Annotated in this window: 15 protein-coding genes; 9 read left to right on the top strand and 6 right to left on the bottom strand. The window is 69.8% G+C overall.

Features of this window, described 5'->3' with window-relative positions; all coding sequences use genetic code 11:
* The first annotated feature begins 14 nt into the window (after positions 1 to 14).
* The 3 genes from AC3EUV_RS05950 to lepB all read left to right on the top strand — a co-directional run bounded on the left by AC3EUV_RS05950 (position 15) and on the right by lepB (position 3,793).
* Positions 15 to 2,429, top strand: a complete 2,415-nt coding sequence (locus tag AC3EUV_RS05950) for an HAD-IC family P-type ATPase (protein ID WP_435602331.1) — start codon at positions 15 to 17, stop codon at positions 2,427 to 2,429.
* A 162-nt stretch (positions 2,430 to 2,591) separates the two neighbouring features.
* A complete protein-coding gene (locus AC3EUV_RS05945; protein ID WP_432143545.1) occupies positions 2,592 to 2,762 on the top strand; it encodes a hypothetical protein in 171 nt (56 codons plus the stop codon).
* 248 nt (positions 2,763 to 3,010) lie between these two features.
* Positions 3,011 to 3,793 carry a signal peptidase I gene (gene lepB / locus AC3EUV_RS05940; protein WP_435602330.1) on the top strand — a complete coding sequence of 261 codons (783 nt, stop codon included), beginning with the start codon at positions 3,011 to 3,013 and terminating at the stop codon, positions 3,791 to 3,793.
* 7 nt (positions 3,794 to 3,800) lie between these two features.
* Here lepB and AC3EUV_RS05935 read toward each other — a convergent pair whose 3' ends face one another.
* Entirely contained in the window at positions 3,801 to 4,160 is a 360-nt protein-coding gene (locus AC3EUV_RS05935; RefSeq protein ID WP_435602329.1) for a hypothetical protein, read from the bottom strand.
* A 339-nt stretch (positions 4,161 to 4,499) separates the two neighbouring features.
* Here AC3EUV_RS05935 and AC3EUV_RS05930 point away from each other — a divergent pair, with 339 nt between their 5' ends.
* Positions 4,500 to 5,633: a helix-turn-helix domain-containing protein gene (locus AC3EUV_RS05930; RefSeq protein WP_432143548.1), complete on the top strand. Its 1,134-nt coding sequence runs from the start codon at positions 4,500 to 4,502 to the stop codon at positions 5,631 to 5,633.
* Between the two features lie 64 nt (positions 5,634 to 5,697).
* Complete coding sequence (locus tag AC3EUV_RS05925; protein ID WP_432143549.1) at positions 5,698 to 6,366, top strand: YdcF family protein; 669 nt, start codon at positions 5,698 to 5,700, stop codon at positions 6,364 to 6,366.
* A gap of 30 nt (positions 6,367 to 6,396) precedes the next feature.
* Here the strand turns inward: AC3EUV_RS05925 and AC3EUV_RS05920 are convergent, their stop codons facing one another.
* From AC3EUV_RS05920 to AC3EUV_RS05905, 4 genes are all read right to left on the bottom strand, one after another.
* Positions 6,397 to 6,984, bottom strand: a complete 588-nt coding sequence (locus AC3EUV_RS05920) for a GNAT family N-acetyltransferase (protein ID WP_435602328.1) — start codon at positions 6,982 to 6,984, stop codon at positions 6,397 to 6,399.
* Between the two features lie 157 nt (positions 6,985 to 7,141).
* Entirely contained in the window at positions 7,142 to 8,044 is a 903-nt protein-coding gene (locus AC3EUV_RS05915; RefSeq protein WP_432143551.1) for a JmjC domain-containing protein, read from the bottom strand.
* Positions 8,045 to 8,056: 12 nt separating this feature from the next.
* Positions 8,057 to 8,563 (bottom strand): hypothetical protein, encoded by a 507-nt coding sequence (locus AC3EUV_RS05910; protein ID WP_432143552.1) that lies wholly within the window; start codon positions 8,561 to 8,563, stop codon positions 8,057 to 8,059.
* 77 nt (positions 8,564 to 8,640) lie between these two features.
* Positions 8,641 to 8,880, bottom strand: a complete 240-nt coding sequence (locus tag AC3EUV_RS05905) for a DUF397 domain-containing protein (RefSeq protein ID WP_432143553.1) — start codon at positions 8,878 to 8,880, stop codon at positions 8,641 to 8,643.
* Positions 8,881 to 9,233: 353 nt separating this feature from the next.
* Here AC3EUV_RS05905 and AC3EUV_RS05900 point away from each other — a divergent pair, with 353 nt between their 5' ends.
* The 4 genes from AC3EUV_RS05900 to AC3EUV_RS05885 are packed head-to-tail and all read left to right on the top strand — an operon-like array spanning position 9,234 to position 11,174.
* A complete protein-coding gene (locus AC3EUV_RS05900; protein ID WP_432143554.1) occupies positions 9,234 to 9,653 on the top strand; it encodes a hypothetical protein in 420 nt (139 codons plus the stop codon).
* Complete coding sequence (locus AC3EUV_RS05895; protein WP_435602327.1) at positions 9,613 to 10,134, top strand: DUF6879 family protein; 522 nt, start codon at positions 9,613 to 9,615, stop codon at positions 10,132 to 10,134. Before AC3EUV_RS05900 ends, AC3EUV_RS05895 begins: the two co-directional genes overlap by 41 nt.
* Before the next feature lie 7 nt (positions 10,135 to 10,141).
* Positions 10,142 to 11,005, top strand: a complete 864-nt coding sequence (locus tag AC3EUV_RS05890) for a helix-turn-helix domain-containing protein (RefSeq protein ID WP_432143556.1) — start codon at positions 10,142 to 10,144, stop codon at positions 11,003 to 11,005.
* Positions 10,998 to 11,174, top strand: coding sequence for a DUF397 domain-containing protein (locus tag AC3EUV_RS05885; RefSeq protein ID WP_432143557.1), 177 nt, complete (start codon positions 10,998 to 11,000; stop codon positions 11,172 to 11,174). Before AC3EUV_RS05890 ends, AC3EUV_RS05885 begins: the two co-directional genes overlap by 8 nt.
* Positions 11,175 to 11,231: 57 nt before the next feature.
* On the opposite strand, the gene AC3EUV_RS05880 is transcribed toward AC3EUV_RS05885, so the two are convergent.
* A complete protein-coding gene (locus tag AC3EUV_RS05880; protein WP_435602455.1) occupies positions 11,232 to 14,450 on the bottom strand; it encodes a sacsin N-terminal ATP-binding-like domain-containing protein in 3,219 nt (1,072 codons plus the stop codon).
* Positions 14,451 to 14,862 lie beyond the last annotated feature (412 nt).

Below are 14,862 nucleotides of genomic sequence, written 5' to 3'. Positions count from 1 at the left end.
GTAACGTCGAGGGCATGACGGAGCGGGCGAGGACCGACGTCGAGCAGTCCGGGCCGGGTGGCGAGCCCGCCCGACGGACCGCGGGGGCACCGGTCAACCCCGGACTGACCGCCGCAGAGGTCGCGGTGCGAGTCGCCCGGGGCGAGGTCAACGACGTCCCCGTACGCTCCTCCCGCTCGGTCGCCGAGATCGTCCGGGCCAATGTCTTCACCCGCTTCAACGCCATCATCGGCGTCCTCTTCGTCATCATCCTGATCGTCGGCCCGATCCAGGACGGCCTGTTCGGCTTTGTGATCGTCGCCAACACCGGTATCGGCATCGTCCAGGAGCTGCGCGCCAAAAAGACCCTGGACAAGCTGGCGGTCATCGGCGAGGCCAGACCGGCCGTCCGGCGCGACGGGGTCACCGAGGAGATCCCCACCTCCGCGGTGGTGCTCGACGACGTCCTCGAACTCGGGCCCGGCGACAAGGTCATCGTCGACGGCGAGGTGCTGGAGAGCGACAGCCTGGAGATCGACGAATCGCTGCTGACCGGCGAGGCCGACCCGGTCGTCAAGAAGCCCGGCGAGCAGGTGATGTCCGGCAGCTTCGTGGTCGCGGGCGGCGGCGCCTTCACCGCGACCAAGGTCGGCCGGCAGGCGTACGCGGCCCAGCTCGCCGAGGAGGCCAGCCGCTTCACCCTGGTCCACTCCGAACTGCGGACCGGCATCAGCCAGATCCTCAAGTACGTGACCTGGATGATGATCCCGACCGCGCTCGGCCTGATCCTCAGCCATCTGCTCACCCTCGGGCTGCCGGGCGACGCGGCGATCCGCCGGATGGTCGCGGGGATCGTGCCGATGATCCCGGAAGGTCTGGTGCTGCTCACCTCCGTCGCCTTCGCGATCGGCGTCATCCGGCTCGGCCGTAAGAAGTGCCTGGTCCAGGAGCTGCCCGCGATCGAGGGCCTGGCCCGGGTGGATGTGGTCTGCCTGGACAAGACCGGCACGCTCACCGAGGGCGGCATGGACGTCCAGGGGCTGCGGACGCTCGACGGCGACGAGGACTACCTCCGGCAGGTGCTGGGCGCCCTCGGCGAGGCCGACCCCCGGCCCAACGCCTCCCTCCAGGCGGTCATCGCGGCCTATCCGGCGGACGGCGGCTGGCGCTGCGTCCAGTCACTGCCGTTCTCCTCCGCCCGGAAATACAGCGGCGCGGCCTTCAACGGCCCGGACGGCGAGAGCAGCACCTGGCTGCTCGGCGCCCCGGACGTCCTGCTGCCGGCCGGCGACCCGCGGCTCGCCGAGACCGACGCGCTCAACGCGCAGGGCCTGCGCGTCCTGCTGCTGGCCCGCGCCGTACGGGAACTGGACGACCCCGACGTCACCCGGGACGTACAGCCCGCCGCGCTGGTCGTCCTGGAGCAGCGGCTGCGCCCGGACGCCCCCGACACCCTGCGCTACTTCGAGGACCAGGGCGTCCGGGCCAAGGTGCTCTCCGGCGACAACGCGGTGTCGGTGGGCGCGGTGGCCGGCAAGCTGGGGCTGCCGGGCGCGCACGCCCCGGTGGACGCGCGCGCCCTGCCCGGCGAACGGGACGCGATGGCGGCCGAGATCGAGGCGGGCGCGGTGTTCGGCCGGGTCACCCCGCAGCAGAAGCGGGACATGGTCGCCGCGCTCCAGGCCCGCCGCCACACCGTCGCGATGACCGGCGACGGCGTCAATGACGTGCTGGCCCTCAAGGACGCCGACATCGGCGTCGCGATGGGCTCCGGCTCCGAGGCGACCCGCGCCGTCGCCCAGATCGTCCTGCTCAACAACAGCTTCGCCACGCTGCCCTCGGTGGTCGCCGAGGGCCGCCGGGTCATCGGCAACATCACCCGCGTCGCCACCCTCTTCCTCACCAAGACGGTCTACTCCGTCCTCCTGGCGATCCTGGTGGCCTGCTGGCAGATCCCGTACCCGTACCTCCCCCGGCACCTGACCCTGCTCTCCACCCTCACCATCGGCGTCCCCGCGTTCTTCCTCGCGCTGGCCCCCAACAAGGAACGCGCCCGCCCGCACTTCGTCCGCCGGGTGATGCGCTACGCCATCCCGTCCGGCCTCATCGCCGGCGCCGCCGCCTTCGCCACCTATCTGCTCGCCCGCAGCTACTACACCGGCCCCGACGCCCTGCCCGCCGAGACCAGCGCCGCGACCCTGACCCTCTTCCTCACCGCGATCTGGGTCCTGGCGATCATCGCCCGCCCCTACACCTGGTGGCGCATCGCCCTGGTCCTGGCCATGGGCCTGGCCTTCCTCATCGTCCTGGCCACCCCCTGGCTCCAGACCTTCTTCGCCCTGCGCCTGGTCGGCACGACCATGCCCTGGGTGGCGGTGGCCATCGCCGTACTGGCGGCCGTCCTACTGGAGGTCACGTGGCGATGGGTGGGGCGCCGGTTTCCGGCTTGAGGCGGTTTGCGATCGGCGGGGTGGACGTTTCTGACCACTGGGGCGCGGCCTTTGAATGCCGCCACGCGGCTCTCCGACTGCGGCCGAATACCGCGTCTCGGCCCGGTCACAGAACCCGCCCCGGCATGGCGGCCCCCCGCGCCTCCCCCTACTCTCCGCCCCATGACCTTCCTCCACGGGGGCCTCACCTACGAGGTCCTGGCCCGCACCCATCACTCCCGCCACTACCACTCCGGCGGCGACGGCGTCCTCGACTGGTGGGAGTGGCTGATCCTGGTCGTCGGCGCGGTCGCGGTGATCTGGTCCCTGGTGAAGAAGTTCAGCTCGGACTGAGGGGGCGGTGACGGCCGGGGTGCAGCCGGCCTCATAGGGCCGAACGCCGTTCCCGGGTGGCTCGGCTGTCACGGTCCCGGCAAAAGACCGAGATACGCCTGATACATGGCCTCGGGACGATCGAAACACGTGCCGCTTAACGTGCGGGATACGTGCGTCCTCTGTCGGCGGGCCCGAGGCGGGGCCGACCGGTCCGGAGGGTGTCGACGGACCAGGAACGGCCATGGCCATGGCCATGGGACGAGGAAGTGAGCGGCAGCGTGAAGAAGGCCAAAAGGCAGCGGGGCTTCTGGCAAGAGCTGCCGATTCTCATCGGTATCGCCCTTCTCCTCGCCCTGCTGATCAAGACCTTCCTGGTGCAGGCGTTCCTGATCCCGTCCGACTCGATGCAGGACACCCTCCAGCGCGGGGACCGGGTCCTGGTGGACAAGCTGACCCCATGGTTCGGCTCCGAGCCGGAGCGCGGCGAGGTCGTGGTCTTCCACGACCCGGGCGGCTGGCTGAACGAGGCGCCGACCCCCGAGCCCAACGCTCTCCAGCAGGTCCTCAGCTTCATCGGCCTGATGCCGTCAGCGGAGGAGAAGGACCTGATCAAGCGGGTGATCGCGGTCGGCGGCGACACGGTCGAGTGCCACGGCACCGGCCCGGTCGAGGTCAACGGCAAGGCGCTGAAGGAGGATTCGTACCTCTTCCCCGGCAACACCCCCTGCGGTGACAAGGCATTCGGGCCGGTCAAGGTTCCCAAGGGAAGCATCTGGGTCATGGGTGACCACCGTCAGAAGTCCCAGGACTCCCGCTACCACACGAACCTCAAGGGCAACGGCACCGTAGAGACCAAGCAGGTCGTGGGACGAGCCTTCACGATCGCCTGGCCGGTCAACCGCTGGTCGTGGCTGCCGGTGCCGGACACCTTCGACCAGCCCGCGCTCAACAAGGCCGTCGCAGCGACCCCGGCAGCGCTGGGCCTCGCGGGCGCGGCACCAATCACCACCTGGCTCCGCCGGCGGCGGCGAACCGCGCGAGCGAAGTAGCCCGCCCCTACGCCTCCTCCCCACCCTCACCCCCGCCCTCATCCTGGCCCTCATTCCCGCCCTCGTCGTCCAGCGACCGCCCCACGGCACGCAGCCGCTCCCCCCTGCTCTCCGCGACCCGCCGCACATCCCGCAGCGAGTCGGTCAGCCCTCGGGCCAGAAAGCGCAGCTCCCGGTTGCCCGCCCCCTGACAGGCGAGCAGCTCGTCCGCATGACCGATGAGGTCGTCGGCCATACCGAGTTGAAGGCGCTCGATGTCATCGGCAACACGGGAGACATGGCCCGTGCCGTCCCCCAGGAGATAACAGGGATTGCCGTCGGCGCTGGACCATGGGAGGAGGCGGGCGGGGTCGTGGTGTCCCGTCACGGCGCCACCCCCAGCCCATGAACCCGCTCGTACGGGACGAGGGAGGGGCGGTGGCGCGAGGGCGGTAACAGACTTCGCCGCAGTGGCTCGACGATGTGGTCAGTGCGTCGGAACATGGCGTCAACCTCCATGGGATCCCGGCCGAGGACGGCTGAGACGGTGTTGGCATGTGTAATCAGTCAACGACAGAACGCCACCGCGAATGTGCACAGCAAGTGCACAAGGGCGGCGCGTGGGTAGGTGCCCCTGCGAGCATGAAGTCCGGCGAACCAGACGAACTCGACTGGGAAGTAACGGCACATGAGTGCAGAGATCACCGCTCCTGGACCGGGCGCGAACGTGAAGGTGCTGCGGCTCGAACGGGGCTGGTTGCAGGACCACCTGGCAGCCAGGGCCCGGATGTCGACATCGATGCTCGGCAAGATCGAGCGAGGCGAACGACCACTCACCCAGGGCATGGGAGCTGTCCTCGCAGGCGCCTTCGGCATCACCCTGGACGAACTGTTGGGGCAGGTCCCCGTGCGGGCCGGGGACCAGGATCGGCTGACAGAGTTGCGGGCTGCGATGCGGCGCTTCGACCTCCCGGCCGGTGAGCCGGTTCGGGAGGACCGCCTCGCGTACGACCTCGCTGAGCTGTTCCGGCTCCGTGGCGATGCCGACATTTCGACCGTCACCCACCAGCTCCCGGGACTGCTGCGGCGTGTACAGGGCCGGGCACACAGCACCGGCCTGCCCGAGGACTGGTCGAACGTCGCCGAGGTGTACAGCGCGGTCTACTGGCTGGCCGCCCGCCACCGCTGGATGACGCTGGCGGAACTTGCCGTGGTCAGGCAGCGGCAGGCGGCGGAGCGCGCGAACGCCTTGGCGCTTGCCGTGGCCTCCCGGGACGAGGCCGGGACGTTCCTCAACGGAGGCGACTTCGCCGGAGGGCTGGCCGTTGTGGACCGGGCCCTCGTCCGGGCCGAATCGGGCATGCGAGGCAGGACCCGCCATCTCGCTCTGGGCCTGCTGCATCTCCGGGGGATGACCCTGGCCGGTCGATTGCGGGACAAGAAGACCGTCGAGCGGCATATCAAGGGCGCCCGCAAATCCGCCGCGGTCATCGACTCCGACGTCGGTGTACACGGAATCCATTTCGGCCCGGAAAACACCCTCGTCCACGTCCTCGCGACCCATGTCGACCTCAAGATGAACGCCGAGGCACTCGCCGAGGGCGAGAGATATCTGCGCGACGGCCCCACCCTGCCGGCCACGCGGATCGGCCCCCTCCACATGAATATTGCCCGGGCCCAACTGGCGTTGAAGGACCGGGACGGTGCGGTGGATTCCCTGGCCGAAGCATGGGACATCGCACCGCAGATGGCGAAGGTCCATCCCACCAGCCTGGAATTGAGCCGCGTGCTCGTTTTCCTGCATAAACGCAGCAATCCGAAGGTCACCGCGCTCGCCAAAAGGGCAGGCATCAGGATCTGAGCGGCAGTGATGCGGGACCGAGGGGACATCCTTCCCTCGGCGACGGTGACCAGGGAGAACCAGCGTGACGGACAACCAGCGGGCCCTCACCGACGATCAGCGGCAGTGGGCCGGACTGATCTGGGACTACCACCGGATGCACCACGAGGTGCGGCCGGCCGACGTGGCGATCGGGCTGGGCAGTCACGATCTCGGGGTGCCCGCTTTCTGCGCCCGGCTGTACCGCGCGGGGCTCTTTCCCACCCTGGTCTTCACCGGCGGCCCCAATCCGACGGCCCCTGAAAGGTTCCCCCGTGGCGAGGCCGTGCACTTCCGCGAGCACGCCCTGGAGCTCGGCGTGCCGGACAAGGCCGTTCTGCTGGAGCCCGCGGCACGCAATACCGGCCAGAACATCACGCTCTCCCGGAAGGTGCTGGCCGCCGCCGGTATCACCCCCAGGACGGTGCTGCTGGTGTCCATGCCCTATATGGAGCGACGGGCCTTCGCCACCGCCCGCAAGATGTGGCCCGAGGTCGAGGTGATCTGTGCTTCGGAACCGCTGGAATTCGACGACTACCTCAAGAGCATCGGCGACGAGAAACTCGTGACAGACCAGCTCGTCGGTGATCTCCAGCGGGTGATCGAGTATCCCGGGCTCGGCTTCGCCATCGAGCAGGAGGTACCTGAAGACGTACAGGCCGCGTACGCCTCACTCGTCCGGGACGGCTTCACCAGCCGACTGCTCACCCGCTGACCGGCCGCCGCCGGGCCCGCCCCGTGCCACTCACACATCGCCCTGCACACGGGCATGAAGATGCATGTCATGCCAGCCGTCCTGTTGCAGATGGGCGCTGCGGCGGGTGCCCTCCAGGGTGAAGCCGGACTTGGTGGCCACCCGGCAGGAGGGCTCGTTGGCGGTTGAGTGGGCGAGTTCGAGGCGGTGGAAGCCTGCCTCGTCCAGGGCCCAGGCGGCCAGGGTGGCGAGGGCGCGCGAGGCGATGCCGTCGCCGCGGGCGTGCGGCAGGACCCAGTACGCGCACTCGGCTTCGCCATGGTCCAGGTCCATCCGGCGCAGGCCCGCCCGGCCGAGGATCTCGCCGTCGGACGCCCGGGTGACGGCCCACTGGGCGTCCCGCTCCTGCTGCCAGGAACGGTGGGCGGCCGCGATCCACTCCTGCGCCTCGGCCGGGGACGTCACATGGTGCATGTGCCAGCGCCGGATCCCCTCGTCCTCGTAGGCGGCTTGCAGGACGGGGGCGTCAGCCGCCTCCCAGGGCCGTAACAGCAACTCGCCGCCGGGCGAGAGGAGAGAAGGCTGCGGGGTCGCCGAGAGGGCACCGGCACGGAGGGCGGGAGTGATCGCGAGGGGCATGGGCGGCATCATCTCCCTGCCACGGCCACTCCCGTCAGTCGAACCACCACGCCCGCGCCACTGCATGAGCCGGTGGAGGATGTACAGCCGCCCCAGCGACACAGCCGAGACGGCTCCCTCCGGGCCCGGAGGGAGCCGTCGTCAAGGATTCATCCACTCAGGTCGTGTACTCCAGCTCCGTCAAGGCGTCCTTGATGACGGTCGGAGCGACCTCATACAGGTCGAGACCTTCCACATGCTTGACCAGCGCTTCACGCGCTTCGCTGAGCTGTTCCATCAGGCCCTCCCCGCCCAACTGGCGGGGAAGGACAATGCGGCGGAACTCCTCCTGCGCGATGGCGCCGGCGAGCAACTTTTCGGCGAGCCACAGTTGCGTGCGTTCCCGGATCGCGAAGGTCAGGTGGATGCTGTGCTCGTCGGAGTCGACCACGTGAGGGTTGTGGACCCATCCCCGCGGGAGCAAGAGTGACTGGCCGGCCTTGAGGTCGACCTCTACGTCCGGCCCGGCCGCCTCCCACGCGGGAATGAAGTGGTCCTGCCATACGCGGAAGCTCTCGTTGTACTCGCGCATAGGCGCTGCGACCGGTGGCCGCCAGAGCTGCCACCGCTTCGTACCAGCGATCTGGACGATCACGGCCATCTGCTGATCCCAGTGGTGCCGGAGCCCTTGATTGTCGGGTGGGGTCAGGAAGGCGTGGATGTAGTTCGAGTAGCTGGTCTCCGTCTGGATCGCTTCCGAAATCTGTGACAGGGCCGGAACGACACGCTGAAGGTTGCCGAGGCGGATGGTGTAGCCACGCTCGTACAGCCGGGCGAGCTTCGCGCGGTCTGTCCTGCCGTTCGTCATGTACGCGTTCTGACTCAACGACGGGGTGGGGGCCTTGACAGCCGCAATCTCGTTGGCCGGGACGCACCCGGTGTAGAGGTAGCCACGGATGGACTCCGCGGTGACTGTCTCGTGGAGGGCCGACTTGCCGCGCTCATAGACGCGGGGCTCATCCGGCCACGAGGCCAGCAGTTCGGTTACGCCTTCCTCGGGCAGCAAGAGGCGCAGCGACATGGCATCGACTCCTTACAACGGCTGGAGCGGGCAAGAGGTCTGCGGGTGGAACCGGTTCGGGCAGCACACGACGGAGAACGAGATCAGGCTCTTGGACGGCGTGTAGTACACCCAGCTCACGTCGACACCGCGGGGCAGCACATCGGTGGCGTACTCCAGCTTGGTGTCGAGACCGCTGTACGTCTGGAGGCCATCCGCACGTTCGAACGGAGTGTTCGCCTCGTACTGCTTCGTCAGCCAGGCCAACGCGATAGCCAGATCAGCCCAGGTGCGGTCGGCCGAGACCTGGTGCTTCTTCATCAGCCAGTAGCCGGTCATCGTGGGCGGCACGTTGCCGGTCTGGAACTCCGCGGCGGCCTCGCGGTACCGGTCAAGGACTGCCTGCTGTCTCTTGTCCTCGGAGTCCAGCACCGAGGGCGGGCCGTTGGGATGTGGAGGCCGGCGCCCTCCCTCCTTGCCGTACACCGCCGATGGTCCGATCCACGGTCCGAAACCGTGCCAGTGCCCTGACCAGCTCATCTGTGCCCTTCTGGAGATGCGGGGCCGCCCCGCCAGAACAGGGCGGCCCGTTTTGTCCCGGATGGGGAAGCGCCAGACTAGAGCGCCAGACCCCGCTTCTTGGCCCAGCCGATGACGAAGTCGTCCACCTCGGCGGCGGTGGCGCGCAACTCCTGGCCGGCTCCCTCGGGCTTCGAGTCACGGAGCGCGAACGACTCCTCGGCGCCGGGGATGGCTGCCACGTCAATGCACGACTCGTGCTCGCCATTGAGGTTGCCGCCGCAGAAGTTCTCGAACGCGCCGTCGTCGACGGCGGGGAGGGTGTAGAGGTTGTGCACGGGTAGTCCTCCTTGCGCATGCGCTGTGCGGAGAGTCGTTCTCCGCGCCGTAGTGCACTTGCACCCACCCCGGCCCGACCTGTCCTCTTTCGGGGTACTGGCCGGCCGGGGTGGGATTTGAGTTCCGCCCCGCGGGGGCAAAGGGGCCGTACCCGGGGGGAGCCGGCGGAGGTCACGTCGGCATGATTTGCGGCTGCCATGGCTGCTTGGTCGGAACGAACGTAGAGCGGCCGACGGTCAACTCCCAAGCACATTGCGTGAGTTTGCAGCAAGTCCTTTGACGGGCACGAATGCCTCCTCGACCATCGACGTGTCGCGCAATTTCGTGCAAGGCGGACGACAGGAGAACAGCCATGAAGCTACGGTTCCTTGGTAAGAACTCCCAGGTGGGCGACTGCCCGACCCTCTACGCCACCGACCGTGACACCTACCTCGTCCAGGGGTGGAAGATCTTCGCGAACGACCTGCTGATGCAGCTCACCCTTTCCGAGGGCGAGACGGCCGTGGAGGTCCCCACCGAACTGTTCGAACACCTGGAGAAGGATGGCCTCCCCTCTGGCGAGTTCAAGCGCCTTGATGACCCCCTCATGGTCCTCACACCCGGCGGTACGTACGTTGTCCAGGGCCGGGCGGTGACCGACCCCGAGACCCTGGCCCAGATGTCGATTCCGGACTACGAGAGCGTGGTCGAGGTCTCCCAGGCCACGATCACCGCCCTACTGGAGGAACCACGTGAAGCTGATCTCCAGCGCCGAGCGCAACCGGCTCTTTGAGGGCTTCGCGCACGACGCCTTCCACCTGGAGCTGAGGGACGACTACTCGGTCCCAGCAGAAGACGGCCCGTACGAGAGTTGGCTCCGAGGGACGGTCGACAACTCGTTCATGGTGCCGTGGACACAGCTCATGAAGCGTGTCACCGGCTCCGGGCAGACCGTGCGCCGGGTACGGGTCGTCACCGAGCCCCATAGCTCCTACATCCAGTGGGAGTACGCCACTGCCCACGTCAACGTAGAGGCTGGCGAGTCAATCCGCTGGCTACCGCGCCACAAGCTGCACAAGGATCTGGTCTTCCCTGTAAAGGGAAATGACTGGTGGCTCTTCGATGACAAGCTCCTGGCCGTGGGGCACTTCGACGACACAGGGAGGGTCCTCGGGTCCGAAATGATCGATGATCCCGAGACGGTCGCCGAATGCGTCCGCCTGCGGGATCTGCTCTGGGCCTCCGCCATCCAACATTCCGAGTACACGCCCTGACAGTTCCGTGAGCGATCAGGCACAAGAGACACGCGAGGCGCTGGGCGCCCGGCTGCGTGGATTCCGCAAGGACGCGGGGTACAGCAGCGGCCGGGCCTTCGCCGCTGCCACAAGCTGGCAGGAATCCAAGATCTCCCGTATCGAGAACGGGAAGCAGAACGCGAGCGAGGAGGACATCCGCGTCTGGTGCCACTCGACGGGACACGAGGCCGACTTCCCCGACCTGCTTGCCACAGTTCGCCACATCGACGAGCTGTGGATGGAGTGGCGCCGGCAGCTCCAGGACGGGGCCGCGAACCGGCAAAGGAAGTCGCTGCCGCTCTACCAGAAGACCAAGGTATTCAGGATCTGGGAGCCCAATGTCATCTGGGGCACCATTCAGACCGCCGACTACGCCGAAGCCATCTTCGAGGAGGTCTCAAACTTCCACGAGAGCCCCGCTGACACGGAGGCAGCCGTGGCGAAGCGCCTCGAACGGCAGAAGTACCTCTACGAGGGCAACCGGATCTTCAACGTTCTCCTCGGGGAACAGGCCCTCTACTCGAACCACGGCGGATCCGAGGTCATGAGGGCCCAACTGGATCGAATTCTAGCCGTGTTGGCGCTTCCACGGCTCAGCCTGGGCATCGTCCCACGGTCCGCGCGCCTCGCCCTCTGGCTCGGGCACGGCTTCTCGATGTTCGATGACAAGCTCGTCATGGTGGAGGCGCTCTCCGCAGAGATGTCCGTGACACAGCCGAGGGAAATCGAGCTGTACCGCAAGGCATTTGCCCTTCATCGGCAGTCCGCCGTCTATGGCCAGGCCGCCAGGGATCTCATCCTGACTTCCATCGATCACTTCGACCGCCGGCGAAGGGAAAATCGTGACTGAAATACAGAATTGGCACACCAGCACCTACACCAAGTCTGATAACTGCGTCGAAGTCGCCGATAGCGACCCAGCCGAGGTCAAGGTCCGGGACTCCAAGCGCCCGGGAGGTGTAATCCTGACCTTCCCGCAGATTTCCTGGGGCCAATTCGTGGATTTCATAAAGCTCTGAACTGCTCATGCCGCTCGCGGTTTGACCGGCGGGTACCGGCCCCATGGTCGTCCTCCCTCAGTCGAACCACCGCGCCCGTGCCAGTTCCTCCCCCCGGTCCGGGTCCTCCAGGAGGGCGGCGACCTCGAAGCGGCGGGGCCATTGGCCTGTTGCCCAGGCGAGGCCGGCTGCTACGCCTTCCAGGGTGGCGGCGTGCAGCGTGCCGTCGGGGGTGTGGCGCCAGTCGAGTTCGGCGGTGTCTTCCGGGCCGTCGCCGACGAGGAGTTCCTCGTGTTCCAGGTAGGTGTCGGGGGTGGCCGGGCCCAGCAGGGCGCGGACGGCCTCGGGGACCTCGTGGCGGACGCCCTCGGAGCGGACCTCGGCGCTGACCACCTCGCTCAGGCGCCGTACCTGGAGCAGTTCGGCCAGCGCGGCGGCGCGGGCCGGGCGTACGGGGAGCAGGGCGCGGCCGGCCGCCAGTGGTACCAGGTCCGGGGCGTCGGCGACCACGGCGTCGGCCGCGTCGACCACCTGGACTTCCTGGTCGCGCACGGTCCGCAGTTCGTCCGGGAGGGTCACCTGGTCGGGGTCCAGGTCCGCCAGCAGGCCGTAGAGGGCGTGCAGTTGTGCGGGGCCGACGGTCAGGTCCGGGTCGGCGAGCCGGGCCAGCAGTTCGGCCGCGCCGCCCGGCTCGTCGAGGAGCGCGGAGACCGAGGTCCGGACGCCGAGGGCCCGCAGCACCTGGGCATCGACGTCGCCCGCGTCCGCCGACTCGTACAGCCCGGACAGCAGCGGGTCGCCGCCGGCCGAGCGCAGACCGGCGGGCCGGCGGCCGTCCAGCACCGGATGCCCGCGCAGCCACCAGGCGGTGTACGGGCGGACGGATTCGGTGGTGCCGTCGGGGAGCAGGACCCGTACGGGCGCGGTCAGGGCGTCGCGCAGCGGGGGCTGGGACAGCATCGCCAGCACCTGGGGCCAGGCGTCGTCGTCGACCAGGTCGAGGTCGCGGACCGCGACGAGTTCGGTCACCACCGGGGGGACGGGGGTCTCCGGCAGCGCGTCGAGGACGTCCTCGCACCAGACGTCCACCGCGTCCAGCAGCCCGACGTCGTCCGGCTCGGCGAAGTCGCCCTCGCGGGGGTCCATCTCGTCCGGGTCGAGCACCACATCGGTGGCCCGGACCAGCGCGAAGGCGGCCATGACGCCCACGGCCGTCAGCGGCTGCTCGCCCCAGCGTCCGGCCAACTCCGCGTCACAGGCGGCGATTTCGCCCTCGCGGATGACGCGCTCGAAGTCGCTGCCCGGGTACACCAGCTCGCCCGCCGGTGCCAGTTCGCCGTCCTCGTCGGGCAGCGCGAGCGCCCCGAGCCAGGGCTCGTCGCCCGGCGTGAGATTGGCGTCCCGGACCAGGCCGAGCACCGTCTCCGCCAGCTCCTCGGCGCCCAGCGGGGCCCCCGGCCCGCCACCCAGCTCGTCGGCGAAGACGTCGTATGCGTCCTCGTCGGCCTCCAGGGAGTTCGCCACCGCCGCCCGCACCTGCGGTGTGGTCAGGACCGCGCGCGGAGCGGCGGGCGTGGCGCCCAGCTTCTCCAGCAGCGGGTGCACCGCGTCGGGGTGGGCGACCTTCAGGCCGAGCCGGGCGAGCGTACGGTGCCGGGCCGCGGCGTCCTCGTCGGGGCCGCCGCCGGGCAGCGGCAGCAGCACCTGACGCGGCCCGATCGTGGTCCGTACGCCGCCCTGCGCGCCGCCGGGACCCTGGCCGGCGGTGCCCGCGAGCGGCACCGGCAGCCCGCTGAGCCGGTCCGGGTCGGTGCCGGCCAGCGCGTCGTAGAGCCGCCACCACCAGCCGGGCGACCGTTCGACGCCGGCCAGCCGGTCGATCATCTCGCCGAGCGGCACCCGGGCCACGCCCAACGCCCGCAGCTCCGGCCGGCGTTCGAGCCCGGCCGGCAGCAGGCTGGGGAACAGCTCGGCCAATACGCCCACGGCCGCCGCGCCCGCGCCCTCCACCAGCTCGGCGTCCACCGGGCGCAGGACGTACCGGTCGACGCCCCCGTCGCCCTCGTCCCACTCGTCCGCCGGCGCCGCCTCGGGCTCGGCCGGCCGCCCGCCGGCCGGTGCGCCCGCGCTCGGCAGAAAACGCACCCGCGGCAGCAGCTCCAGCACCTGGCGGCGCAGCTCACCGTCCAGACCGCCCTTGCCCAACGGGCCCGGCACCAGATCGAGGGTGCCGACCGAGACCGGCTGCCAGTCGCCCAGCAGCGCCGCATACGTCGCGGCCGCCCGCCCCACCAGGAAGTCCGTCAGCGCGCCCGGCGCGACATGGCGCCGGGTCGGCTCCAGCGGGAACGACGCGATCAGCAGCGCGGGCAGCCCCAGCGGCTCGTCCGTCGGCGTCGGGGCGTGCACCACCGCCGCGGTCCCCGGCCGCACCGGTGCACCCTCGCCGTCCACGGGCACCGCCCAGGTCACCGACCAGGCCGGCCGCAGCCGCTCCTCGACCGGCCGGTCCGCCAGCAGCGCCGGATCCAGCGGCCCGCCGTCGCTGGCCACCCGCCACCGGGTGGCGCCCCGCTCGCTGTCCTCGATCAGGACGTACGGGCCGTCCTGGCTGCGCCGCAACTCCCGTACGCCCTCCGGGGTCTCGACCACGACCTCGGCCAGCCCCGGCAGCGTCAGCAGCAGCGCCGCGTCGATCCCGGTCAGCAGCCGCTCGGCGAGATCCTGCGCCGCGACGTCCCGCAGCGGCAGCACGACGGCGGTGTCATACCCCTCGGGCGCCCCGCCCTCCGCGGGCAGCGGCAGCCGCAGCAGCGGGACATGACCGTCCCGGCGGCGCAGCTCGCCACCCAGGCCGGGGCTGTGCGCCGCCACCTCCTCCGCCAGCGCCCGCGCCTCGGCCAGCGACCAGCGGACGCCGCCGGTACGGCCCACCAGCGCCGGCTCGTCACTCACCGACAGCACCGCGGCGAAGCCCACACCGAACCGGCCGACCGCGCCGGCCGCCACACTGGGCTCCCGCTTCGCGGACGCCCGCAGCGTCGACAGCGACTCGACGCCGGTGGCGTCCAGCGGGGCACCGGTGTTGGACGCGACAAGTACGGCGGGGGCGTCGCCGTCGGCCGCGTGCAGGGTCAGCCGGAGCCGGCCGGGGACACCGGCGCGGGCCGCCGCGTCCGCCGCGTTCTGCGCCAGCTCCACGGCCAGCCGGTCGCGGTAGCCGCCGAGCGCGAGGTCCTCCTCGGCGTTGGCATCCTCCCGGAACCGGGCCGGCGAGGCGGCCCAGGCATCCAGCACGCCACGCCGCAGCCGAGCCGTCCCGAACGGGTCTCCGGCTGCGCCTCGCACCCACGACGTAGCTGTCACTGTCCGTCTCCCTTAAGCGTGTGTCGGTGGCCCGACGGTATCGCCCCACGTTGGCGGGTGCGGCGCCGTGTCCCCGCCTGTGGATTCTTTTCCCGCCTGTCGGCGGGAGGGGGTGGTGTTTGGGGTGGGGCCCCGGTTTGTGGTGGGTGCCGGTGGCGGGGGCTCCGGGGTGGGTGTTCGGACTGCTTCGCTTTACGTCCGAACACCCACCCCTCCGCCCCCACCCCCTCCCGTACGTGATGGAACCCCACCCCGGTGGGGGTGAAGGAAAGACAAAAAACCAGCACCCGCAGCCACGCCACGACACGGCCGAACTACTGGTCTTTAACAACTCCCCCACCGG

It is taken from the genome of Streptomyces sp. bgisy130 (assembly GCF_057708345.1).
The sequence above is the reverse complement of the archived record's forward strand: the minus strand, read 5'-3'. Positions and strand labels throughout refer to the sequence as shown.

Bases quoted from the DNA above. Each gene is read 5' to 3' on its own strand.
- AC3EUV_RS05900 (WP_432143554.1), top strand. From the start codon at position 9,234: ATGAAGCTACGGTTCCTTGGTAAGAACTCCCAGGTGGGCGACTGCCCG.
- AC3EUV_RS05945 (WP_432143545.1), top strand. From the start codon at position 2,592: ATGACCTTCCTCCACGGGGGCCTCACCTACGAGGTCCTGGCCCGCACC.
- AC3EUV_RS05950 (WP_435602331.1), top strand. From the start codon at position 15: ATGACGGAGCGGGCGAGGACCGACGTCGAGCAGTCCGGGCCGGGTGGC.
- AC3EUV_RS05910 (WP_432143552.1), bottom strand. From the start codon at position 8,563: ATGAGCTGGTCAGGGCACTGGCACGGTTTCGGACCGTGGATCGGACCA.
- AC3EUV_RS05920 (WP_435602328.1), bottom strand. From the start codon at position 6,984: ATGCCCCTCGCGATCACTCCCGCCCTCCGTGCCGGTGCCCTCTCGGCG.
- AC3EUV_RS05915 (WP_432143551.1), bottom strand. From the start codon at position 8,044: ATGTCGCTGCGCCTCTTGCTGCCCGAGGAAGGCGTAACCGAACTGCTG.